This is a genomic window from Qipengyuania zhejiangensis (assembly GCF_035607565.1).
Classification (GTDB): domain Bacteria; phylum Pseudomonadota; class Alphaproteobacteria; order Sphingomonadales; family Sphingomonadaceae; genus Qipengyuania; species Qipengyuania zhejiangensis.
This window is the reverse complement of the sequence record NZ_JAYKGO010000003.1, coordinates 598,661-619,509: the sequence shown is the minus strand read 5'-3', so window position 1 is coordinate 619,509 and position 20,849 is coordinate 598,661. Positions and strand designations below refer to the sequence as shown.

Below are 20,849 nucleotides of genomic sequence, written 5' to 3'. Positions count from 1 at the left end.
AATACCTTTATATCCTCCACTCAATGCGAACCGAAACCATCTTCCGCGCGCTGGCCGATCCCACGCGCCTGCGCATCATGCGCCTGCTCGGCTCGATGGAGCTCGCGGTGGGCGAAGTCGCGCAGGTGCTGGGCCAAAGCCAGCCACGCGTATCGCGCCATATCGGCATCCTGTGCGATGCCGGACTTGCCGAACGCCGCCGCGAAGGCAGCTGGACGTTCGTTCGGGCGGGGAACGGTGTCCCCGATGCCCGCTCGCTCTGCGCGGGCATTTCGCACCTGCTGGTCGAAGCGGAAGCCGAAGATGCGGCATTCGGCGATGCCTGCGAAGCGGATCGCCGCAAGCTGGCCGAAATTCGCAGCCACCGCGAGGCGGAGGCGCAGGCGTATTTCGCCGGCCATGCGCATGATTGGGATGAGCTGCGCCGGATGCACAGTTCGGACGAGGTGATCGAGGCGGCGCTGGCCCGCGCCCTCGGCCCCGCTCCGTTGGGCCGACTGCTCGATATTGGGACCGGCACGGGGCGGATGGCGGAACTTTTCGCCGAGCGGGCGGAATATATCGTCGCGCTGGACAAGAGCCTCGCCATGCTGCGTGTCGCGCGGGCCAAGCTGCAACACCTGCCGACCGAACGGGTCGAACTGGTGCAGGGCGATTTCGCTTCGCTGCCGTTTGCCGCCGGAAGCTTCGACACCGTGTTGTTTCACCAGGTCCTCCACTTCGCCCAATTGCCCGCGGCAGCGCTTGCCGAAGCGGCGCGGGTGACGCGCCCCGGCGGACGCATTGCAATCGTGGATTTCGCCGCCCACCAGCGCGAGGAGCTGCGCGAGCGGCACGCCCATGCGCGGCTCGGCTTCGAGGACGGACAGATGGAAGCCCTGCTGGCGGACGCCGGGTACGATCCGGGCGCGCCAACAGCGCTGGAAGATGGCGAGCTCGTGGTGAAGATTTGGATCGCCGAACGCGCGTCCGAGCAAAGGAGAGCCGCATCGTGAGCCCGACCATGCACCAGATGCGCGAAGCCCAGCTGGCGCTCGAAACGCCGCTGTTCTCCGGACTGCCGGGGGACATCGACGTGAGCTTCGAATTCTTTCCTCCCAAAACGGAAAAGATGGCCGAAACGCTGTGGCACAGCGTGGAAATGCTCGCGCCTCTCGACCCGCGTTTCGTGTCCGTCACCTATGGGGCGGGCGGGTCCACCCGCGAGCGGACCCACGCCGCGGTACGGCGGATCGTGAACGAAACCAGCATGCCCGCCGCCGCCCATCTGACCTGCGTCAACGCCACCCGCGAGGAAGTGGACGCCGTGGCGCAAGAGTATTGGGACGAAGGCGTGCGCCACATCGTCGCCCTGCGCGGCGATCCGCCGGAAGGGCACCAGGCCTATGCGCCGCATCCCGGCGGATACGCCAACGCCGCCGAACTGATTGCCGGGCTGAAGAAGGTGGCCGACTTCGAAATCTCGGTCGCCGCCTATCCTGAAGTCCACCCCGATTCCCCCGATCGCCAGGCCGATCTGGATAATCTGAAGGCCAAGTTCGATGCGGGCGCGACCCGCGCGATCACGCAGTTCTTTTTCGATCCGGAATGCTTTTTCGATTTTCGCGATCGGGCGGCTGCGGCCGGAATTTCCGGCGAAATCGTTCCTGGCGTCATGCCGGTGCTGAGCTTTGCCGCCGTCCAGCGGATGAGCGGCCTGTGCGGCACGGCGATCCCCCACTGGATGGAAGGGCTGTTCGAAGGTCTCGATCAGAAGCCCGAGGCGCGCCAGCTTGTCAGCGCCACCATCGCGGCCGAAATGTGCCGCCGCCTTTATGCAGGCGGGGTGCGGCAATTCCACTTCTACACGCTGAACCGTGCCGAGCTGAGCTATGCCATCTGCCACATGCTCGGCCTGCGCCCGAAAGTCGGATCATGACCAAACGCGAAGAATTCGAGCGGGCTGCCGCCGACCATATCCTGATCAAGGACGGACCCTATGGAACCGAGATCCAGCGCGCGAAACTTGCACCGCAGGATTATGCGGGCGACACCGGTCTGGCGCAGGATCAGAAGGGCAATAACGATCTGGTCAACCTGACCCAGCCGCAGGTCATCCGCGCAATCTGCTACAGCTATATCGCGGCTGGCGCGCATATCCTTGCCACCAACACGTTCAACGCCAACCGCATCAGCCAGGCCGATTACGGGGCCGAAAACCTGGTTCGCGAAATCAACGTATCGGCGGCGCAGATCATCCGGGCAGCCGTTGACGAAGCGTGTGCAAGCGATGGCGTGGCGCGTTTCGTGGCGGGCGCGGTCGGACCGACGAACAAGACGCTGTCCCTGTCCCCCGATGTCGAAGATCCCGGCTATCGCGAAGTGACCTTCGATGAAATCGTCGAGGTGTACCGCGAACAATGCGCCGCGCTGATCGAAGGCGGGGCGGATTTCATCCTGGTCGAAACCGTTTTCGACACGCTGAACTGCAAGGCTGCGATCATGGCCGTGAAACAGCTGGAGCGCGAACTGGATCGCGACATACCGCTGATGATCTCGCTCACCCTTACCGATCTTTCGGGGCGCAATCTGTCCGGCCACACGGTCGAGGCGTTCTGGTACACCGTCCAGCACGCCAAACCCCTCAGCATCGGCCTCAATTGCAGCTTCGGCGCAGAACAACTGCGTCCGCACGTCCAGCTGCTTTCCGCAATCGCGGACACATACCTGATGGCGTATCCGAACGCTGGCCTGCCCAACGACCTGGGCGAATACGACGAGTTGCCCGAAACCACGGCTGCGCTAACGCGTGTCTGGGCCGAAAACGGCCGCGTGAATGCGCTGGGCGGATGTTGCGGATCGACGCCCGATCACATTGCGGCAATGGCCCGTGCGGTGGCGGGCATCGCCCCGCGCATCGTGCCGCAGGCAAGGCGCGACATGCACCTTGCCGGTCTCGAACCTTTCACGATTGCCGCATGATGACCGAGCAAAGCTCCGCCCGTTTCGTCAACATCGGCGAACGCACGAATGTGACCGGTTCGGCCCGTTTCAAGAAGCTGATCATGGCCGACGATTACGCGACCGCCGTGGAAGTAGCGCGCGAACAGGTCGATAACGGCGCGCAGGTGATCGACGTCAATATGGACGAAGGCTTGCTCGATTCAGAGCATGCAATGACCACCTTCCTCAAGCTGATCGCGGCCGAACCCGATATCGCGCGTGTTCCCGTGATGATCGACAGTTCGCGTTTCGAGGTGATCGAGGCGGGGCTGAAATGCGTTTCCGGCAAGCCGATCGTCAATTCGATCAGCATGAAGGAAGGCGAAGACGCGTTCCTGGCCCAGGCCCGCATCTGCATGGATTATGGCGCCGCCGCCGTGGTCATGGCATTCGACGAGAAAGGCCAGGCCGACACGCGCGACCGCAAGGTGGAAATCTGCACGCGGGCCTATGAACTGCTGACCGGGATCGGGTTTCCGCCCGAAGACATCATCTTCGACCCCAACATCTTTGCCGTGGCAACCGGGATCGAGGAGCACGATCGTTACGGTCTCGACTTCATCGAGGCTGTGGCACAAATCAAGCAGCGCTGCCCGCTGGCGAAGACCAGCGGCGGGCTGTCCAACCTGTCCTTCAGTTTTCGCGGCAACGAGACTGTGCGCCGGGCGATGCATTCGGTGTTCCTCTACCATGCGATCCCCGCGGGGCTCGACATGGCGATCGTCAACGCGGGCCAGCTCGACGTTTACGACCAGATCGATCCCACCTTGCGCGAGGCCTGCGAGGACGTGATCCTGTGCCGGCGGCCCGATGCGACCGAGCGGCTGATCGACCTTGCGGAAAGCTATCGCGGCAAGACCTTGGCCGAGGAAAAGGCGGAAGAGGAATGGCGCGGGTGGCCGGTTGCCCGGCGGCTCGAACACGCGTTGGTCAAGGGGATCGACGCGCATGTCGTGGCCGACACCGAAGAGGCGCGGCAGGCGTTCGCGCGCCCGATCGAGGTGATCGAAGGCCCGCTGATGGACGGGATGAACGTCGTCGGCGACCTGTTCGGAAGCGGTAAGATGTTCCTGCCCCAGGTGGTGAAATCGGCCCGCGTTATGAAAAAGGCGGTCGCCCACCTCATTCCGTTCATCGAAGCCGAGAAGGAGGCCAGCGGCCTTGCCGACCAGTCGAAGGGCCGGATCGTCATGGCGACCGTGAAGGGCGACGTTCACGATATCGGCAAGAACATCGTGGGCGTGGTCCTGCAATGCAACGGCTATGACGTGATCGACCTCGGGGTGATGGTGGCGTGGTCAACGATCCTGCAGACCGCGAAAGACGAAAACGCCGACATGATCGGCCTGTCGGGCCTGATCACCCCTTCGCTCGATGAAATGGTGACAGTGGCCGAAGAAATGCAGCGGTCGGGCATGACCATGCCGCTCCTGATCGGCGGCGCGACCACCAGCAAGGTGCACACCGCGTTGCGCATCGACCCCGCCTATGACGGGCCGGTGATCCATGTTCTGGATGCAAGCCGCGCCGTTGGCGTGGCCAGTCGCCTCCTGTCCGACACCCAGCGCGACGAATTCGTCGAAACGACCGCTGCCGAATACGAAAAGGTCCGCGATGCCCGGGCCGGCAAGGCGCAAAGCCAGTTGCTCAGCCTGGAAGATGCGCGCGCCAATTATTACGACGCGTATCTGTCCGACAAGGCGGCCCCGCCGCTGCACCCCGGCGTCCATGTGTTCGACGACTGGTCGCTTGCCGACCTGCGCGAATGCATCGACTGGACGCCGTTCTTCCGCGCCTGGGAATTGCATGGCACCTATCCGTCCATCCTCGACGATGCCGTGGTCGGCGAAAGCGCACGCAGCCTTAAGGCCGATGCCGACGCAATGCTGGACAGGATCGTTGCGGAAAAATGGCTGACCGCGCGCGGCGTGGCGGGGTTCTGGCCCTGCGCGCGCGATGGCGACGATGTGACGATCCACCGTGTGCGCCGCGAGGAACAGGTCCTGCTGCCGTTCCTGCGACAACAGGTGAAAAAGAGCCGGGACCGGGCGAACATGTGCCTTGCCGACTTCATCGATTCGGCGGGTGACTGGATTGGCGGCTTTGCCGTGGGCATCCATGGGATCGAGCCGCATTCGGCCCGCTTCCTCGCGGACAAGGACGATTATTCGGACATCTTGCTCAAGGCCCTGGCCGATCGGTTCGCCGAAGCGTTCGCCGAACGGTTGCACCAGCACGTGCGGACCGAACTGTGGGGTTATGCCCCGCACGAACAGCTGACCAACGAAGCGCTGATCAAGGAACAGTACCGCGGAATCCGGCCTGCTCCGGGCTACCCGGCGTGTCCCGACCACAGCCTCAAGCCGATCCTGTTCGACCTGCTCGACGCCGAAAGGAATGTCGGGCTGTCGCTCACTGAAAACTTCGCGATGTATCCGACCGCCGCGGTCAGCGGGTTCTATTTCGGGCATCCCGAGGCCCAGTATTTCGGCGTGGCGCGGATCGGACGCGATCAGCTGGAAGACTATGCGCAGCGTCGCGGGATCGATATGGCGACCGCGGAACGATGGCTGCGACCCAATCTGGACTGAGCGCGCTGCCCCAAGGGCGGCTGGTGTGGATCGGGGGGCTGGGCCTGCTGATCGCCTATGCTGCGCTGTGCCTCGTGGTCCCGTCCTCGCCCGAACTGATGCTTGCCTTGTGGTTCCTGCCCGGCGTGGGCGTGGTGGGGGCGATCATCGCCAACACCTCGGGAACGGGCGGCGGTGTCGTTTTCGTGCCCGTGTTCAACGCCTTGCGCGAACTGGACGTGATGAATCTGGAGCCGCTGCAGGTCGTCGGGGTATCGATGGCCATCCAGAGCTTCGGCATGACCATGGGCGCGCTGCGCTGGACCGACCGGCTGTATCACCAACCTCAAGCCGGCGCCTTGGAGGCGCAGGTCCGGGTGCGCGATTTCTTTGCCGTGGCGCTCGGCGTGCTGGCGCTTTCCCTGCCCGCCATGCTGGTGACCCAGCGGGCGACCGATTTCGATCAGCACGCGGTGCTGATGGCATACAAGGGCTTTTCCATCCTGCTCGGCATCGCCTTGATCGCGTCGACGTGGACCGTGAACCTTGCCCGCCCCGAAAAAGACAGGCTCGAGCGCGGTGACATGGCCGTGCTGCTTCTTCTTGCCATTCCGGGCGGGGCGCTGACGGCGCTGTTTTCGGTCGGCATCGGCGAACTGGTCGCCCTCTATCTCTTCATTCGCCATTATCCGGTGCTGCTGTGCACCGGCGCAGCCTGCCTGATTTCCTCGGTCAGCGTGATTGCCGGTTCGGTCTGGCATATCGGTGCGGGCACGATCCAGTGGGAAGTCGTCCTGCTCGCGGGGCCGGCGGCGGCGTTGGGGGGTTTCCTTGCGCGTCCCATCGCCCTGTGGCTGGGCGGGAGGCGCCTAAAGACGCTGGACGGGGCGTGGATCGTGCTGTCGGCGCTGTATCTCCTGTGGCTCAACTGGGGCTGATTGACAGGGCGGTGCGGGCGGCGGAATGTCCCGCCATGCGCATCGCTATCACCGCTGCAACTATCCTGCTCGCCGCTTGCTCGACCGTGCCGGAAACCCGCGTGCCGCCCGCCGCGGTGGCGGTTGCGTTCGACCGGGACGAAGTCAGCCCGGTGATCGTCGAAGGGCTGGCCGATCGGTCGAGCGCGCGCGCCGTTTCGGCAAACGATCCCGTCCGCATTGCCAGCGTTTCCAAACTGGTCATGGCGCTCGCCGCGCTGCGGCTGGTGGACGAGGGGAAGGTCGCCCTGGACGACAATGTCTCGACCTATCTCGGCTGGCAGGTTCGCCATCCCGGCTATCCCGATGCCCCAGTGACCCTGGCGCAGGTGTTGATGCATCGGTCCGGCCTGCGCGACGATGCGGGTTATGTCATTGCGTTGGGCGAAAGCCTGGAGGAAAAACTGGCCATGCCCGAGGCCTGGTATCCCGGCGCACCGCCGGGCGATGCGCCGTTCGAATATGCCAACCTCGGTTCGCCACTTGTGGCAACCGTGCTCGAGGCGGCGAGCGGGGAGCGTTACGACCGGCTGGTCGAGCGGACCGTCTTTGCACCGCTGGGCATCACGGCGTGTCTCAACTGGATCGGCTGTTCGCAAGGGTTCGCCGACGATGCGGTGACGCTTTATCGCAGCACAGGCGATATCGCGCGCGACGATGCGTCCGACCGGCCGCCCCATTGCACGATCCCGATCGCGGAAGCGATGCCGTGCAACCTCGACAATTATGTACCTGGCAGCAACGCCTCGATTTTCTCCCCCCAGGGCGGGGTGCGGATCGGGATGATGGATCTGGCCAGGCTGGGGCAGGCGATCCTGCGCAGCGACAGCCGCCTGCTGACGGCACAAGGTTTTGCAAGACTGAAGGAACACGTCCCGCCCTCGCCAGGAAACGCGCCGCATTTCTGTTTCTACGGCCTGGCGTTGCAGACGCTTTATCCCGGCCTGGAGGGCTGCAGCGATAACCTGTTCCCCGATACCGCGCGGCGGATGGGCCATGCCGGCGAAGCCTACGGATTGCGTTCCGGTTTGTGGATCGATCCCGTGGCGGGGAACGGACTAGCCTATTTCACCACCGCGGTCCCCGATCGGACGGTGCCCGAAGAAGGCGGCTTCGCGGCCGAGGAAATCGAACTGGTGCGGCGGGCGATGCAGGCGGGGGAATAAGAGAGTGCGGGCGTTGTAGGCGATTGACCGGCGCGGGCTTATCGCGCAGGGCAACCGGGTCGGCCATGGAAGCGATTCTGTGGCGGGCGCGCGCGGGAGAGATCGCGGGGCTTGCCCCTCGGCGCCGAAGGAGCAACCGCCCCGGAAACTCTCAGGCAACCGGACCGTGCGCATCGATCGACACTCTGGAAAGCGCCGCTGCCTTGGCAGTTGCCACCGAAGGGGTAAGCCCGCCAGTGCGCGGGTCAGTCTCTCAGGTTTCCCGACAGAGGGGGCATGGAATTTCGCCGCTCCGGCAACGGGGCCGCCATGCTGTCGGGATTGTTGATGAGCGAAGAAGACGAAATTTTCGAAGAAGAAATCGGCACGCTGCCGCTCGATGCGTGGCATCGGCGCAAGGGCGCGCGCATGGTTGCCTTCGCCGGTTATCACATGCCGATCCAGTTCGAAGGCATCGTGGCCGAACACGAATGGACCCGCAATTCCGCCGGTCTGTTCGATGTCAGCCACATGGGCCAGCTGATGGTTACGGGCGAAAGAGCGGCGCAGGAGCTGGAAAAGCTGCTGCCGGGCGCCATCGCCACGCTGAAGCCGGGCCGGGTGCGGTATTCGCTGCTTCTGAACGAAGAAGGCGGCATCATCGATGACCTCATGGTCACCAACGCCACGCCCTGGATCGCGGCGGACGAGGATGCGGGCACCGAAGGGTATTGGGGCGAACCGGCGTATTACCTGGTCGTCAACGGCGCGACCAAGTGGGATGACATCGCCCACTTGCGCGAATTCCTCGACGACGATGTGACGCTTACCCACCTCGACGAACAGGCCCTGATTGCCTTGCAGGGGCCCAACGCGGCCACCGCGCTCAACCGCGTGATGCGCGGCGTGCCCGACGGTCTGGTGTTCATGCAGTCGATGGAATACCAGTTCGGCGAATGGCCGCTGCGGATTACCCGTGCGGGCTATACCGGCGAAGACGGGTTCGAGATTTCGGTCCCCGCAGAACTGGCGGAATCGCTGTGCGATCGCCTGTGCGCCGAGATCGAGGTCCGTCCGGCGGGCCTTGGTGCGCGCGACAGCCTGCGGCTCGAAGCCGGCCTGCCGCTCTATGGCCACGATATGACCGACACGGTCGATCCGGTCACTGCCGACCTTGCCTTCGCGCTGACCAAGAAGCGGCGCGAAACGGGCGGCTGGATGGGTTTCGAGGCCGTGTCCGCTGTTCTTGCTTCCGGCCCGTCCGAACGGCGCGTCGGTCTTGCGATCGAGGGGCGCATGCCGGCCCGCGAAGGCGCGATCATCTTTTCCGGCGACACGCCGGTCGGCCGCGTCACCAGCGGCGGGTTTTCCCCCACGCTCTCACGCCCCATCGCGATGGGGTACGTCGCAGCCGATCACGCTGCCGAGGGCACCGCCCTGGAAATCGAAGTCCGTAACAAGAGACTGCCGGCGAAGGTCACCAGCCTGCCCTTCGTCCCCCACCGCTACTATCGAGGGAGCTGAACACATGGCCCGTTACTTCACCGATGAACACGAATGGATTGACGTCGAAGGCGATACCGCGACGGTCGGCATCACCGACTTCGCGCAAGGACAGCTTGGCGATATCGTCTTTGTCGAATTGCCCGAAGTCGGCAGCGTAATCGACAAGGGCAAGGATGCCGCCGTGGTCGAAAGCGTCAAGGCCGCCAGCGATGTCTACGCCCCCATCAGCGGCGAAGTGATGGAAGCCAATTCCGCGCTCGAAGACGATCCCGCTCTGGTCAACACCAGCCCGGAAGAAGATGGCTGGTTTTTCAAGATGACCATCGCCGACAAGTCGCAGTTCGACGGCTTGATGGATGCCGCAGCCTACAAGAGCTTCTGCGACAGCCTGTGATCTTACGCCCCCGATGCCGGGGACCTGAGGAAATACGATGCGCTACCTGCCCCTGACCGATACCGACCGTTCAGCAATGCTCGATACGATCGGCGCGCCCGACATCGATGCGCTGTTTGCCGATGTTCCCGAAGAAGCGCGGCTGTCCGGCCCCATCGAAGGCCTGCCGATGCATGCCAGCGAAATGGCGGTCGAAAAGCACATGCGGCGGCTTTCGAAGAAGAACCTCGCTGCAGCGGATGCGGCGTTTTTTCTCGGTGCGGGCGCCTATCGCCATCATGTGCCGGCATCGGTCGATCACATCATCCAGCGGGGCGAATTCCTGACCGCCTACACGCCCTATCAACCGGAAATCGCGCAGGGTACGCTGCAGATGCTGTTCGAGTTCCAGAGCCAGGTCGCACGCCTCTATGGCTGCGCGGTGGCCAACGCTTCGATGTACGACGGATCGACCGCGTGCTGGGAAGCGGTTGCGATGGCGGGCCGTGTGACCCGCCGCAAACGCGTGGTCCTGTCGGGCGCGCTGCACCCGCATTACGCCGAAGTCGTGCGGACGATGGCCAAATTCACCGACGACGAGATCGCCGGTGCACTGCCCGCCATCCAGAGCCAGCCCGACAATTCCGGCCTGATCGCGCGGATTGACGACCAGACAAGCTGCGTCGTGGTGCAATATCCCGACATTCTCGGGCGTATTCCCGATCTTGGCGCCATCGCCGAAGCGGCCCATGCCAAGGGCGCCTTGCTGATCGCGGTGAACACCGAACCGGTCGCCCTGGGGGCGATCACGTCGCCCGGCGAACTGGGCGCGGATATCGTTGTCGGCGAAGGCCAGTCGATCGGCGTGGGCCTGCAATTCGGCGGCCCGTACCTCGGCCTCTTTGCGGTGCGCGATCCCAAGCATGTGCGCCAGATGCCGGGCCGGTTGTGCGGCGAGACGCGCGATGCCGAAGGCAAGCGCGGCTTCGTGCTGACCCTGTCCACGCGCGAGCAGCATATCCGCCGCGAAAAGGCGACGTCGAACATCTGCACGAACAGCGGGCTGTGCGCCCTGGCCTTCACCGTCCACATGACGCTGCTGGGCGAGAAAGGGATCCGGCAACTCGCGATGGAAAACCACCGGCTGGCCTGCCTGGCCGCCGATCGCCTGGCCCGTATCCCCGGCGTGACCGTTCTGAACGACAGCTTCTTCAACGAATTCACGCTGCGTCTGGGCGCCGACGCCCGCACGGTCGTTCGCAACCTTGCGGACAAGGGCGTGCTGGCGGGCGTTTCGCTCGCGCGGCTGTATCCCCATCATGACGGTCTGGACGACAGCCTGCTGGTTGCGGTCACCGAAACCACCAGCGAAGAGGATATCGAAACCCTGGCCGTCGCCCTCGAAGGAGAGCTGGCATGAGCGCGCCCAACCAGTCCGGCTGGAAGCCCGGCACACCTGTCGAAGGGCACAACGCGATGAGCGGTCCCGATACCGCCACCGGCAACCGTGCGCTGATGCTGGAAGAACCGCTGCTGTTCGAAATCGGCCATATTGAAACGACCGGTGTGGACCTGCCCGAACCCCGCGGCGGGACCAACCGCCTCGGCGGGTTCGAACGCACCGCACAGATCGGGCTGCCCGGCCTGTCCGAACCGGAAACCGTGCGCCATTACACGCGGCTTTCGCGCCAGAATTATGCCATCGACCTTGGCCTGTTCCCGCTTGGATCGTGCACCATGAAGCACAACCCGCGGCTGAACGAAAAGGTCGCGCGGATGCCCGGCTTTGCCGATGTCCATCCGCTGCAGCCGCAATCCACCGTGCACGGCGCCTACGAGGTGATGAACGAGCTGGCCCACTGGCTTATCGCGCTCACCGGGATGCACGGTGTCGCAATGAGCCCCAAGGCTGGCGCGCATGGCGAACTGTGCGGCATCCTGTGCATTCGTGCCGCGCTTGAAGCGCGCGGCGATGCGCGTGAAGTGATCCTGGTTCCCGAAAGCGCGCACGGCACCAATCCGGCGACGGCTGCTTTTGCGGGATACAAGGTCGAAGACATTCCCGCGACGCCCGAAGGACGGGTCGATCTGGCGGCGCTGAAGGCGCGGCTCGGGCCCGATGTCGCCGGCGTCATGATCACCAACCCCAACACCTGCGGCCTGTTCGAGCGCGACATGAAGGCGATCTCGGATGCCGTGCACGCGGCCGGCGGGTTCGTCTATTGCGACGGCGCGAACTTCAACGCCATCGTCGGCAAGGTGCGCCCGGGCGACCTTGGCGTGGATGCGATGCACATCAACCTGCACAAAACCTTTTCCACGCCGCATGGCGGCGGTGGTCCGGGGTCCGGTCCGGTTGTGCTGTCCGAAGCGTTGAGCCCGTATGGCCCGCTGCCCTTCACCGCGCGCGATCGCGACGGGAAGGTTCACCTGGTGGAAGAGGAAAACGCCGCAGAGTTCGGCCATACCGATGCCTTTGGCCGGATGACCGCGTTCCACGGCCAGATGGGCATGTTCACCCGCGCGCTTGCCTATATCCTCAGCCACGGGGCGGACGGGTTGAAGCAGGTCGCCGAAGATGCCGTGCTCAACGCCAACTACATCCTGCGCAGTCTGGAAGACGTTCTCGATGCGCCGTTCGGCCCCAGCGGACCGTGCATGCACGAAGCACTGTTCAGCGACAAAGGCTTCGCGGAAGGGCTGTCCACACTCGATCTCGCCAAGGGCCTGATCGACGAGGGCTATCACCCGATGACGATGTATTTCCCGCTGGTGGTCCACGGCGCGATGCTGGTCGAACCGACCGAGACCGAGAGCAAGGCAGCGCTCGATCAGTTCATTTTCGCCCTGCGCAGTGTGGCCGAACGCGCCAAGGCCGGTGACGAAAGCCTCAAAACCGCGCCGCATTATGCGCCGCGCCGCCGCCTCGATGAAACGCAGGCGGCGCGCAAACCGGTTCTGGCGTGGAGCGATCCCGACCTGGTTTGAGGTAAACGGGGTTGCGACACGGACATGCTGCCCTACAGTCGCTGGGGCAATTTGAATAAACCGGGGGTCGTTCGGTTTTCCGCGGGGAGGCGGTGATTGGGCGAAGATAGGCGCGACACACTGATCCTGCGCGGGTGGCGCAATGTCCGCGAAGCCGGGTCCAAGCGGCTCGCGCTGACGGCGGTTCTTGTCCTGCTGGCGCTTCTGGTGGCGCGTTACAGCTGGGACATCCCCTATCAGGCGATCCCCGAAAGCCTGCGGACCGAAGGCGCCGAACAGGTCGACATGAAGACCCCCGGCACGGGCGATGCCGAACGCGCGCTGTACGATATGCGCAGTTCGCTCCTGGCGCCGAAGGCCGAACAGGACGATCGCATCACGCTGGTGGTTTTCGATGACCAGACGCTGATCAACGCCCGCAAGCGTTCCCCGCTCGACCGTGGATTGCTGGCCCGCGCGCTGAAGTCGATCGACGCGATGGGCCCCAGGGCGATCGGGATCGATATCCTGTTCGATCAGCCTCAGGACGAAGATGCCGAACTGATCCCAACCTTGCGCGCAATGCAGACGCCGACGCTGATCGGCTATGCCGATATCAAGACCAACGAAAGCGACATCGTCTATCAGCAGCAGGAATACCTCTTCGAATTCCTCGGTGCGCTGGAAGGCAGCAATGCGCGGCCCGCCAGCATACGGCTGGACAACACGCACGGTGTGACGCGCAAATGGCCGTCAATTGAGCGAGGGCTTCCCCCCGTGCTCGGCCGGGCCATGCTGCAAGCTGCGGGCGACGAGGCCAGCAGCTTGCCGGGCTACGAAGGTTCGCTGCGCTATCGCCACCCCGCTTTCGAGAACGAGCCGATGTACATCAGCCTCCAGATCGACAATTTCGTCGACGAGGACCTGCTGGCCATCCCCGAAGTGGCCGACATGCTGCGCGCCCAGATCGAAGGGCGCTACGTCCTGATCGGCGGCGACATCATCGATTACGACCGTGTCCAGACGACCTTTTCCAGCGTCATCGGGGAAAATCCGCCGGGGCTGCGGGTCCACGCCGACATGATCGCCCAGATGCTCGACGGTGACCGGCGCGCAACGGTGGCGGGGTCGACGCTGTGGGCCATGGCGTTGCTGGTGATCGTCACCGCTGTTCTGACCGGCCTGCTCGAATGGGGCAACTGGCGTATCTATGCCTTGCTGGGGGCCCAGTTTGCCACCTTCCTCGGGGTTCCGTTCATTCTGGAGGCGACCGGTGCCGACACGCTGGGGGTTCCGGCATTCGGCTGGCTCCTCGGCTGGATCGTGGCCTTTGCCGCCGTTACGTCCGCGGCGCGGGCCAGCGGCGCGGTGCAGCGCAATTTCGCGCAAGGCGCGCTGGGCAAATACCTGCCGAGGGAAATGGCCGAGGAAATCCTCGAGCATCCCAAACTGCTCGCGCTGCATGGGGAAAAGAAGGAGCTTTATGTTCTTTTCTCCGACCTCGAAGGGTTCACCAAGATGAGCCATGCGATCCAGCCGGAAATGGTCGCAAAGCTGCTCAACCGCTATCTCGACATGCTGAGCGACGTGGTGCTCGACCATGGCGGGGTGATCGACAAGTTCGTGGGCGACGCGGTCGTGGCCTTCTGGGGCGCACCGATCGCCCGGCCCGACGATGCGGCGCGCGCGGCGCGGTGCGGTTATGCCATCTGGCAGGCGGGCGAAACGTTTCGCGCGGAAGTCGCCGCGATGGATCCCGACCTGCCGCCGATCGGCAAGACCCGCGTCGGCCTGCATTTCGGCGAAGCGGTGGTCGGCAATTTCGGCGGCGACAAGCGCATCCAGTACACGGCGCTTGGCGACAGCATGAACACCGCTGCACGGCTCGAAGCGGCCAACAAGCAGCTCGCTTCCAGCGTCATGGCGAGCCGGGAATTCGCCGAGCGTTCCGACATCGACTGGTGGCGGGCGATGGGACGGGTGCAGTTGCGCGGACGTGCCAGGCCGGTCGAACTGATGGAACCGGACCCGAATTTCCCACAGGCGGACCGCGATCTCCTGTCACAGGCCCACGCGGCTGTGGCGGCGGATCATGCTACCGCAGTTGGCATCGTGCGCGATCTCGTTTCGCGCTACCCGAATGACACTGCGCTGGAAAACCTGCTACACCGCATGCAGAACCTCGAGGAGGGAGGCATTTATGTTCTCGGCTAGACAGCTTTTTACCGCAACGGCTCTGATCGGTGCGACCCTGGGTCTAGGCTCCGTGACACCGGCGAAAGCGGGTGTCGTCGTGAAATCCAGCGGCCCTTCGGCGGCCGAATACCCGGTCGGCAAGAAGCTCGACGATGCGGCGTCTGTCACCTTGCGCGATGGCGATGCCATCACCGTGCTCACGGGCGCGGGCACCCGCATCCTGCGCGGACCGGGCACCCACCGTGTGGGCGCGCGCGGTGCCAGCAAACGCACGGCGTTTGCCATGCTGACGCGGCAACGTTCGGGCGCGCGGGTGCGTACCGGTGCGGTGCGCGGCGGAACCGGCGATGCGATGCCGCACAATTCGAACCTGTGGAATGTTGATGTCACGCAGGCTGGCAAGGTCTGCCTCGCGACCGACGAAACGATTGGGTTCTGGCGCCCCTCGCTGGCCGGGGAGGAAACCTGGGTTCTGGGTTCGGCGGTGTCGGATTTTCACGTTCACGTGACCTTTGCCGATGGCGATGCGACCGCGTCGCTCGGGGCGGAGGAGTTGCCACTTGGCCAGAACCGCATCTATGGCTTCTCGGGCCCCGATGGCGGGCCTGCACAGCGCGTGGAATTCGTGCTGCTTGAAACGGTGCCGGATAATCCGGAAGACCTTGCCGTGGCGCTCGCGCAGAACGGGTGCAACGGCCAGCTGGACCTGTTGAGCGAGCGGTTGGCGGGTTAAGGGCGAACAAGCGGGATTGCGGGCGCGCCGGGGGCGCGTTCGATCAGGGAATTCACCCTAAGGGGAGGGTGAACATGGACACCGGAATCGCAGCTATGCGCAGCCGGAACGAGGGGGGGCTGATGGGCGACCAGCCTGAAACTGTTAATAATGTGCCGGCACGGGGCGGGTTCGCGCCGCGCGTTGCGCTGTCGTTGGCGGTCCTCGCGGCCCTTTTGCTCCTGGGAATTTCGGGTGCGCTGGGCGCGCCCGGCGTGCAGGCACAAGGCGCCGGTGCGACGTATGAAGGCGTTGCAACCTGCGCGGGATCGACCTGTCACGGCCGGTCGGAAGGAAATGGTGCGGTGGTCCGACAGGACGAAATCGCCACCTGGCAGGAACCCTCCGCAGCAAGCGGCGCGCACAGCCGCGCCTATTCCGCGCTTGCCAGCCGCCGCGGTCGCCAGATTGCCGACACTCTCGGGCTTGGCGCGGCCACGTCCGCGCCTGCATGTCTTGGCTGTCACGCTACCTATGTGCCGCAGGCACGGCGCGGCGCGCGGTTCCAGACCAGCGACGGGGTGGGCTGCGAAAGCTGCCATGGGGCTTCGCAGGGCTGGCTGCAGGTCCATTACGAGAAAGCGGCAAGCCATGCTTCGAACGTTCGCGCTGGTCTTGTCCCGCTCGAGCGGCCGCAGGTGCGCGCAAAGGTCTGCCTCGATTGCCATTATGGCAGCACCGATACCGGGCAATTCGTCACCCATGCGATGATGGCCGCCGGCCATCCGCGCGTCTCGTTCGAACTCGACCTGTTTTCATCGCTCCAGCAGCATCACGATGCCGATGCCGATTATGTGCGCCGCAAGGGCGGCAGCGATAGCGTGCGGCTGTGGGCCGTGGGGCAGGCCGAAGCCGTGGCCCGCGCGACCGATCTTTTCGCCCGCCCCGCCTTCGGGATGCAGGGAATGTTCCCCCAGCTGTATTTCTACGATTGCCATGCATGCCACCGCCAGATCACCGATGGTCCGACGCGGCGGTTGACCTTCGAAACCAATCCGGGGCGCCCGATTCCCTTCGGAAACCCGCCCTTCAACGATGAAAACATCATCATGCTGTCGGCTGTCAGCCGCTCGCTTGCTCCGGCTGCTGCCGGCGGGTTCGACGATGCCAGCAAGGCTTTCCACAGCGCCATGGGACGGGACCGTGCCAGCGCGCAGGCAGCGGCGATCACGCTGCGCGAACGCGCGCAGGCGCTGTCCGATGCGCTTTCGTCGCGGGCCTATGGCAGCTTGGACGCGTTTGACGTGATCGCGGCCATCACGGGCCGCACCACCACGCCGCGGTTTACCGACTATGCGGGATCGGTGCAGGCTGTGATGGCGGTCGATACGCTTCTCAATGCGCTGGTTCGCGAAGGGCGCGTCACGGTGGGCGCAGCGGCCGGCATCAGGTCCAACATCAACCGCGCCTATTCCGCCGTCAGTGCTCCGGAAGCCTACCGCCCCGCTGAATTCCGCAGCGCCCTTTCGGCCGCCGCCAACGCCGTGGGGAGCCTGCGCTGATGGTACGTGGCCATGTGTGCTGTCTTGCCGGTGCGCTGGCGCTTGCGCTTGCGGGATGCGGCGGCGGTGGCACGTCGGGCACTGGCAGTTCGGGCGGCAACACCGGCGGCGGTTCGCCCACGCCCGTTCCGACCACCAGCGGGCGGGTGTTCGCCGACCCGCCCCAGGCAGCGCTGTCGGCGGGCGATGTGCAGCGCGTGCTGGCGCAGGCCGTTGGCGAAGCGCAGGCGCGCAACCTGTCGGCAACGATTGCCGTGGTGGACCGGGTGGGCAACGTCCTCGCCGTCTTCCAGATGACCAACGCATCCGGCACGACGCGGATCAGCCGCCGACAGATCGCCGGGCCGGCCGCCGCAGGCGAAGAAGTGGGTCTGCAGGGATTTCCCGTTCCGGCGGCTGCGGCAGCGATATCCAAGGCCATAACCGGTGCGTATCTGTCCAGCGGGGGCAACGCCTTTTCAAGCCGCACGGCCAGCCAGATCGTGCAGGAACATTTTCCGCCCGCGCCCACCACGATCGGCCTGGAAAGCGGGCCGTTGTTCGGGGTCCAGTTCAGCCAGTTGCCCTGTTCAGACCTGTCGGCGCGCGTGCAGGATGGCTTTATCGGACCCAAGCGCGCCCCGCTCGGTCTTGCTGCCGATCCGGGTGGTCTTCCGCTTTACAAGAACGGGGTCGTCGTTGGCGGCATCGGGGTCGAAGGGGACGGGGATTACGGGTTCGATCGCAATATCCTGAACGTCGACACTGATGACGAGGAATCCGCCGCGCTTGCCGGTACGCAGGGGTTCGTCGCCCCGCGCGAAATTCAGGCCGATCGCATCACGGTCGATGGCACCAGCCTGCGCTTCAGCGATGCAAATGCGACCGGCCTTGGCCCGCTGCAATCGAGCTTCGGGGCGGTGAACGGTCCGGCTGGCGGGCTGATCGCGGTCACGGGATACACGGACGGATTGCTGCGGGGCGGCACCGCCTATGGCAGCGAGGCGTCGGGTATCAGGCCCAGCATGGCCAGCGAATTTGCCCTGCGCGATGCCTATGTGCTCACCGATGGCGCAGGTGTGGGGCGGTATCCGATACGCGGCGGGACCGATGCCGGCAGCGTGGCCCAACCCTTGAGCGCGGCCGAGGTGCGGGCGATACTGGAAGAAGCCTTTGTGGTCCTCAGCCATGCACGCGCGCAGATCCGCAAACCGCTCGACAGCCGGATGCAGGCAACCATCAGCATGGTGGACACGCACGGTGCCGTACTGGGTATCGTGCGATCGCCAGACGGTCCGATATTCGGCACCGATGTCAGCTTGCAGAAGGCGCGCACGGCGGCTTTTTTCTCCAGCCCCGTGGCGGCGCAGCAGCTGGCTGGCGGCGGTCCGGCGGTTGCCGCCTACGTCCAGCGTGTGCGCGATTTCCTTGGTGATCCGAACGCGTTGACCGGCGGGTTCGCCTTTGCCGACCGGTCGGGAGGCAATCTTTCGCGGCCCTATTTCCCCGATGGCGAGGTGGGCGATGTTTCCGGCCCGCTGTCCGTTGCGGTGCCGGGCCGGTTCAGCCCGTTCATGACCGGCCTGCAAACCGATCTTATCGCGCCCAACCTGATCGAACACCTTGGCTTTGTCCTAGGCAGGAACGCGGATACCCAGCGCGGCTGCACATTCCTGCCCGATGCGCCGGGCGGGGGTAAGCGGCTGGCGAACGGCATCCAGATATTCCCCGGATCGGTGCCGATCTACCGCGCCGGGCAGCTGGTTGGCGGGATTGGTGTTTCGGGGGACGGCATCGACCAGGACGACATGGTCAGCTTTCTTGGCCTGCACAACGGCGGCCAGCGCACGGGCACGATCGGCAACGCTGCCATCGACATTCGCGCCGACCGCATCGTGGTCAACGTGAACGGTCGCGGAGTTCGGCTGCGCTACGTCAGCTGCCCGTTCGCGCCTTTCCTGGACGATCCGGCGCAGAACGTCTGCGAGGGCCTGTAATGGCGAGCGAGTTCCTTGTTCCGATGGCCCTGCTGTTCGCGGCACCGCAGGACGTGGTCCCGCTGGACGATGCGCCCTTGCAGCAGGAGCCGCCGGCCGAAACTGCGGAAGTGGATGAACCGCCCCCGCTCGACAACGAGATTATCGAAGGCCGCCGCCGCCCGGACTACACTGCACCATTGCCCGATGCGGTCAGCCAGACCAACGAAGGCGCTGTTCGCGCCCCGCCACCCGAAGCCTTTCCGGTCGACCAGGTGCCGATCCCCGATCGCTGGCGGCTGATCGAAAGCCTTGGTCTGGTCAAGGAACGCTGGTGGGACCCCTATAACCAGAACACCTATAAAGGCGATCGACCGATCAATCCGGACAAGGTGCCATGGCTGCCGATCACGGGTGACGACTGGTTCTTCATCGTCAACGCGGTGAGCGACACGGTGATCGAACCGCGCACGTTCCCCATTCCGGTCGGCGTTCAGACCACGCAGCGTCCGCAAAGCCTCGACGTGTTCGGCAAGGACACCAGCCTGGTTCTTTCGCAAACCTTCCTTGTCGGGGCGGCGCTGCTCAAGGGCAGCACCGCCTACAAACCGCCGAACATCGAATACCGCGTCACGCTGGCGTTCAACGCCAACTACGTCGACGTGCCCGAACGCCGCGTGCTTTTCGTCGAACCGTCCAGGCCCACGCACCGGTTCGACCATTTCGTTGGCGTGCAGGAAGCCTTTGTCGACTACCACTTTCGCAACGTGTCCGATCGCTATGATTTCGACAGCATCCGGATCGGCATCCAGCCCTTCCAATCCGACTTCCGCGGCTTCCTGTTCAACGACCAGCAGCTGGGGATCCGCTTTTTCGGCAACCGCGACAACAACCGTTTCCAGTACAATTTCGGCGGCTTCTGGCGGCTGGAGAAGGACACCAACAGCGGCTTGAACGCAATCCTGCAGACCCCGCGTGACGATTACCTGTTTTTTGCCAACGCCTATCGCCAGGATTTCCTGATCCCGGCGCTGACAAGCCAGTTCACATTCGCCTGGAATGCCAACCGCGAAGCGGACGACATCGAAATCGACGACAACGGTTTCCCGGTCCGGCCCGCGCTTCTCGGAAGCTTGCGGGGCCGCAATTACGACGCGTTCTACCTCGGGTACAACGCGGATGGCCGGATCGGGCGGATCAACCTGACGGGCAGCGCCTATTACGTGTTCGGCGAAGATCGCAATTCCTTCTTCACCGATCGCCCGGCCAATATCGGGGCCTATTTCGGCGCGGTCGAGGCGAGCTACGATCAGGACTGGATGCGTTTCCGCCTTTCGGCAGCCTATGCCAGCGGCGATGGCGATCCCTATGACGACAAGGAAACGGGCTATGACGCGGTGTTCGAAAACCCGGTCTTCGCCGGGGCCGACACCTCCTACTGGATCCGCCAGACCATCCCGTTCGCCGGCGGCGGCCGCGCGGTAAGCGTCAATGGCCGCAACGGCCTGTTGAACTCGCTGCGCAGCTCCAAGGAACAGGGGCAGTCGAACTTCAACAACCCCGGGTTGATGTTGCTGGGGGGCGGTGCGGATTTCGATTTGACGCCCGAAATTCGCGTTTCCGCCAACGCCAACCACCTGTGGTTCCAGAACACCGCCACGCTGGAAGCGCTGCGCAACGAAGGTTCTATCCCGAAGGATATCGGCTGGGATTTGTCCGCTGCGGCGATCTGGCGCCCCAAGGCAACCCAGAACATCGTGGTGCGCCTGTCGGGAGCAGCGCTGCTTTCAGGCGCCGGTTTCGATGATCTTTTCACCAGTCTTGGTAACCCCCGGGCTTTCTATTCCGCGCTTGCCAATGTGATCCTGACATACTGATGCGAACCTTCGGCCAATTCCTTTTCG

At 64.5% G+C, this 20,849-nt stretch carries 15 protein-coding genes and 2 riboswitches; all 15 genes read left to right on the top strand.

The window, feature by feature from the left end; translation table 11 throughout:
• Positions 1-23: 23 nt before the first annotated feature.
• Positions 24-995, top strand: a complete 972-nt coding sequence (locus VR863_RS10660) for an ArsR/SmtB family transcription factor (protein WP_324828445.1) — start codon at positions 24-26, stop codon at positions 993-995.
• Positions 996-1,012: 17 nt separating this feature from the next.
• The gene (metF, locus tag VR863_RS10655; protein ID WP_434785008.1) at positions 1,013-1,918 is read left to right on the top strand and encodes a methylenetetrahydrofolate reductase [NAD(P)H]; all 906 of its coding nucleotides are present in this window, start codon (positions 1,013-1,015) and stop codon (positions 1,916-1,918) included.
• Positions 1,915-2,961: a homocysteine S-methyltransferase family protein gene (locus VR863_RS10650; RefSeq protein ID WP_324828443.1), complete on the top strand. Its 1,047-nt coding sequence runs from the start codon at positions 1,915-1,917 to the stop codon at positions 2,959-2,961. Before metF ends, VR863_RS10650 begins: the two co-directional genes overlap by 4 nt.
• The gene (gene metH, locus VR863_RS10645; RefSeq protein WP_434784985.1) at positions 2,958-5,573 is read left to right on the top strand and encodes a methionine synthase; all 2,616 of its coding nucleotides are present in this window, start codon (positions 2,958-2,960) and stop codon (positions 5,571-5,573) included. Before VR863_RS10650 ends, metH begins: the two co-directional genes overlap by 4 nt.
• On the top strand, positions 5,549-6,490 hold the full coding sequence (locus tag VR863_RS10640; RefSeq protein WP_324828441.1) for a sulfite exporter TauE/SafE family protein: 942 nt from the start codon (positions 5,549-5,551) through the stop codon (positions 6,488-6,490). The genes metH and VR863_RS10640 overlap by 25 nt, the downstream gene beginning before the upstream one ends.
• A 35-nt stretch (positions 6,491-6,525) precedes the next feature.
• Positions 6,526-7,695, top strand: a complete 1,170-nt coding sequence (locus VR863_RS10635) for a serine hydrolase domain-containing protein (protein ID WP_324828440.1) — start codon at positions 6,526-6,528, stop codon at positions 7,693-7,695.
• Positions 7,696-7,778: 83 nt separating this feature from the next.
• Positions 7,779-7,872: riboswitch (glycine riboswitch) on the top strand.
• A riboswitch (glycine riboswitch) is annotated at positions 7,873-7,974 on the top strand.
• Between the two features lie 48 nt (positions 7,975-8,022).
• A complete protein-coding gene (gcvT, locus tag VR863_RS10630; RefSeq protein WP_324829264.1) occupies positions 8,023-9,198 on the top strand; it encodes a glycine cleavage system aminomethyltransferase GcvT in 1,176 nt (391 codons plus the stop codon).
• Between the two features lie 4 nt (positions 9,199-9,202).
• Positions 9,203-9,574 carry a glycine cleavage system protein GcvH gene (gcvH, locus tag VR863_RS10625; protein ID WP_324828439.1) on the top strand — a complete coding sequence of 124 codons (372 nt, stop codon included), beginning with the start codon at positions 9,203-9,205 and terminating at the stop codon, positions 9,572-9,574.
• 37 nt (positions 9,575-9,611) lie between these two features.
• On the top strand, positions 9,612-10,973 hold the full coding sequence (gene gcvPA / locus VR863_RS10620) for an aminomethyl-transferring glycine dehydrogenase subunit GcvPA (protein WP_324828438.1): 1,362 nt from the start codon (positions 9,612-9,614) through the stop codon (positions 10,971-10,973).
• A complete protein-coding gene (gcvPB, locus tag VR863_RS10615; RefSeq protein WP_324828437.1) occupies positions 10,970-12,541 on the top strand; it encodes an aminomethyl-transferring glycine dehydrogenase subunit GcvPB in 1,572 nt (523 codons plus the stop codon). The genes gcvPA and gcvPB overlap by 4 nt, the downstream gene beginning before the upstream one ends.
• A 96-nt stretch (positions 12,542-12,637) precedes the next feature.
• Positions 12,638-14,734, top strand: a complete 2,097-nt coding sequence (locus VR863_RS10610; RefSeq protein WP_324828436.1) for an adenylate/guanylate cyclase domain-containing protein — start codon at positions 12,638-12,640, stop codon at positions 14,732-14,734.
• Positions 14,721-15,449 carry a hypothetical protein gene (locus tag VR863_RS10605; protein ID WP_324828435.1) on the top strand — a complete coding sequence of 243 codons (729 nt, stop codon included), beginning with the start codon at positions 14,721-14,723 and terminating at the stop codon, positions 15,447-15,449. The genes VR863_RS10610 and VR863_RS10605 overlap by 14 nt, the downstream gene beginning before the upstream one ends.
• Before the next feature lie 74 nt (positions 15,450-15,523).
• A complete protein-coding gene (locus VR863_RS10600; protein WP_324828434.1) occupies positions 15,524-16,990 on the top strand; it encodes a multiheme c-type cytochrome in 1,467 nt (488 codons plus the stop codon).
• Positions 16,990-18,966: a heme-binding protein gene (locus VR863_RS10595; RefSeq protein ID WP_324828433.1), complete on the top strand. Its 1,977-nt coding sequence runs from the start codon at positions 16,990-16,992 to the stop codon at positions 18,964-18,966. Before VR863_RS10600 ends, VR863_RS10595 begins: the two co-directional genes overlap by 1 nt.
• Complete coding sequence (locus VR863_RS10590) at positions 18,966-20,822, top strand: hypothetical protein (RefSeq protein ID WP_324828432.1); 1,857 nt, start codon at positions 18,966-18,968, stop codon at positions 20,820-20,822. Before VR863_RS10595 ends, VR863_RS10590 begins: the two co-directional genes overlap by 1 nt.
• Positions 20,823-20,849: the final 27 nt, after the last annotated feature.

What these genes read in the sequence shown, in the direction of transcription:
- VR863_RS10660 (WP_324828445.1), top strand. Translation starts at nt 24, where the DNA reads ATGCGAACCGAAACCATCTTCCGCGCGCTGGCCGATCCCACGCGCCTG.
- metF (WP_434785008.1), top strand. Translation starts at nt 1,013, where the DNA reads ATGCGCGAAGCCCAGCTGGCGCTCGAAACGCCGCTGTTCTCCGGACTG.
- VR863_RS10650 (WP_324828443.1), top strand. Translation starts at nt 1,915, where the DNA reads ATGACCAAACGCGAAGAATTCGAGCGGGCTGCCGCCGACCATATCCTG.
- metH (WP_434784985.1), top strand. Translation starts at nt 2,958, where the DNA reads ATGATGACCGAGCAAAGCTCCGCCCGTTTCGTCAACATCGGCGAACGC.
- VR863_RS10640 (WP_324828441.1), top strand. Translation starts at nt 5,549, where the DNA reads ATGGCTGCGACCCAATCTGGACTGAGCGCGCTGCCCCAAGGGCGGCTG.
- VR863_RS10635 (WP_324828440.1), top strand. Translation starts at nt 6,526, where the DNA reads ATGCGCATCGCTATCACCGCTGCAACTATCCTGCTCGCCGCTTGCTCG.
- gcvT (WP_324829264.1), top strand. Translation starts at nt 8,023, where the DNA reads ATGAGCGAAGAAGACGAAATTTTCGAAGAAGAAATCGGCACGCTGCCG.
- gcvH (WP_324828439.1), top strand. Translation starts at nt 9,203, where the DNA reads ATGGCCCGTTACTTCACCGATGAACACGAATGGATTGACGTCGAAGGC.
- gcvPA (WP_324828438.1), top strand. Translation starts at nt 9,612, where the DNA reads ATGCGCTACCTGCCCCTGACCGATACCGACCGTTCAGCAATGCTCGAT.
- gcvPB (WP_324828437.1), top strand. Translation starts at nt 10,970, where the DNA reads ATGAGCGCGCCCAACCAGTCCGGCTGGAAGCCCGGCACACCTGTCGAA.
- VR863_RS10605 (WP_324828435.1), top strand. Translation starts at nt 14,721, where the DNA reads ATGTTCTCGGCTAGACAGCTTTTTACCGCAACGGCTCTGATCGGTGCG.
- VR863_RS10600 (WP_324828434.1), top strand. Translation starts at nt 15,524, where the DNA reads ATGGACACCGGAATCGCAGCTATGCGCAGCCGGAACGAGGGGGGGCTG.
- VR863_RS10595 (WP_324828433.1), top strand. Translation starts at nt 16,990, where the DNA reads ATGGTACGTGGCCATGTGTGCTGTCTTGCCGGTGCGCTGGCGCTTGCG.
- VR863_RS10590 (WP_324828432.1), top strand. Translation starts at nt 18,966, where the DNA reads ATGGCGAGCGAGTTCCTTGTTCCGATGGCCCTGCTGTTCGCGGCACCG.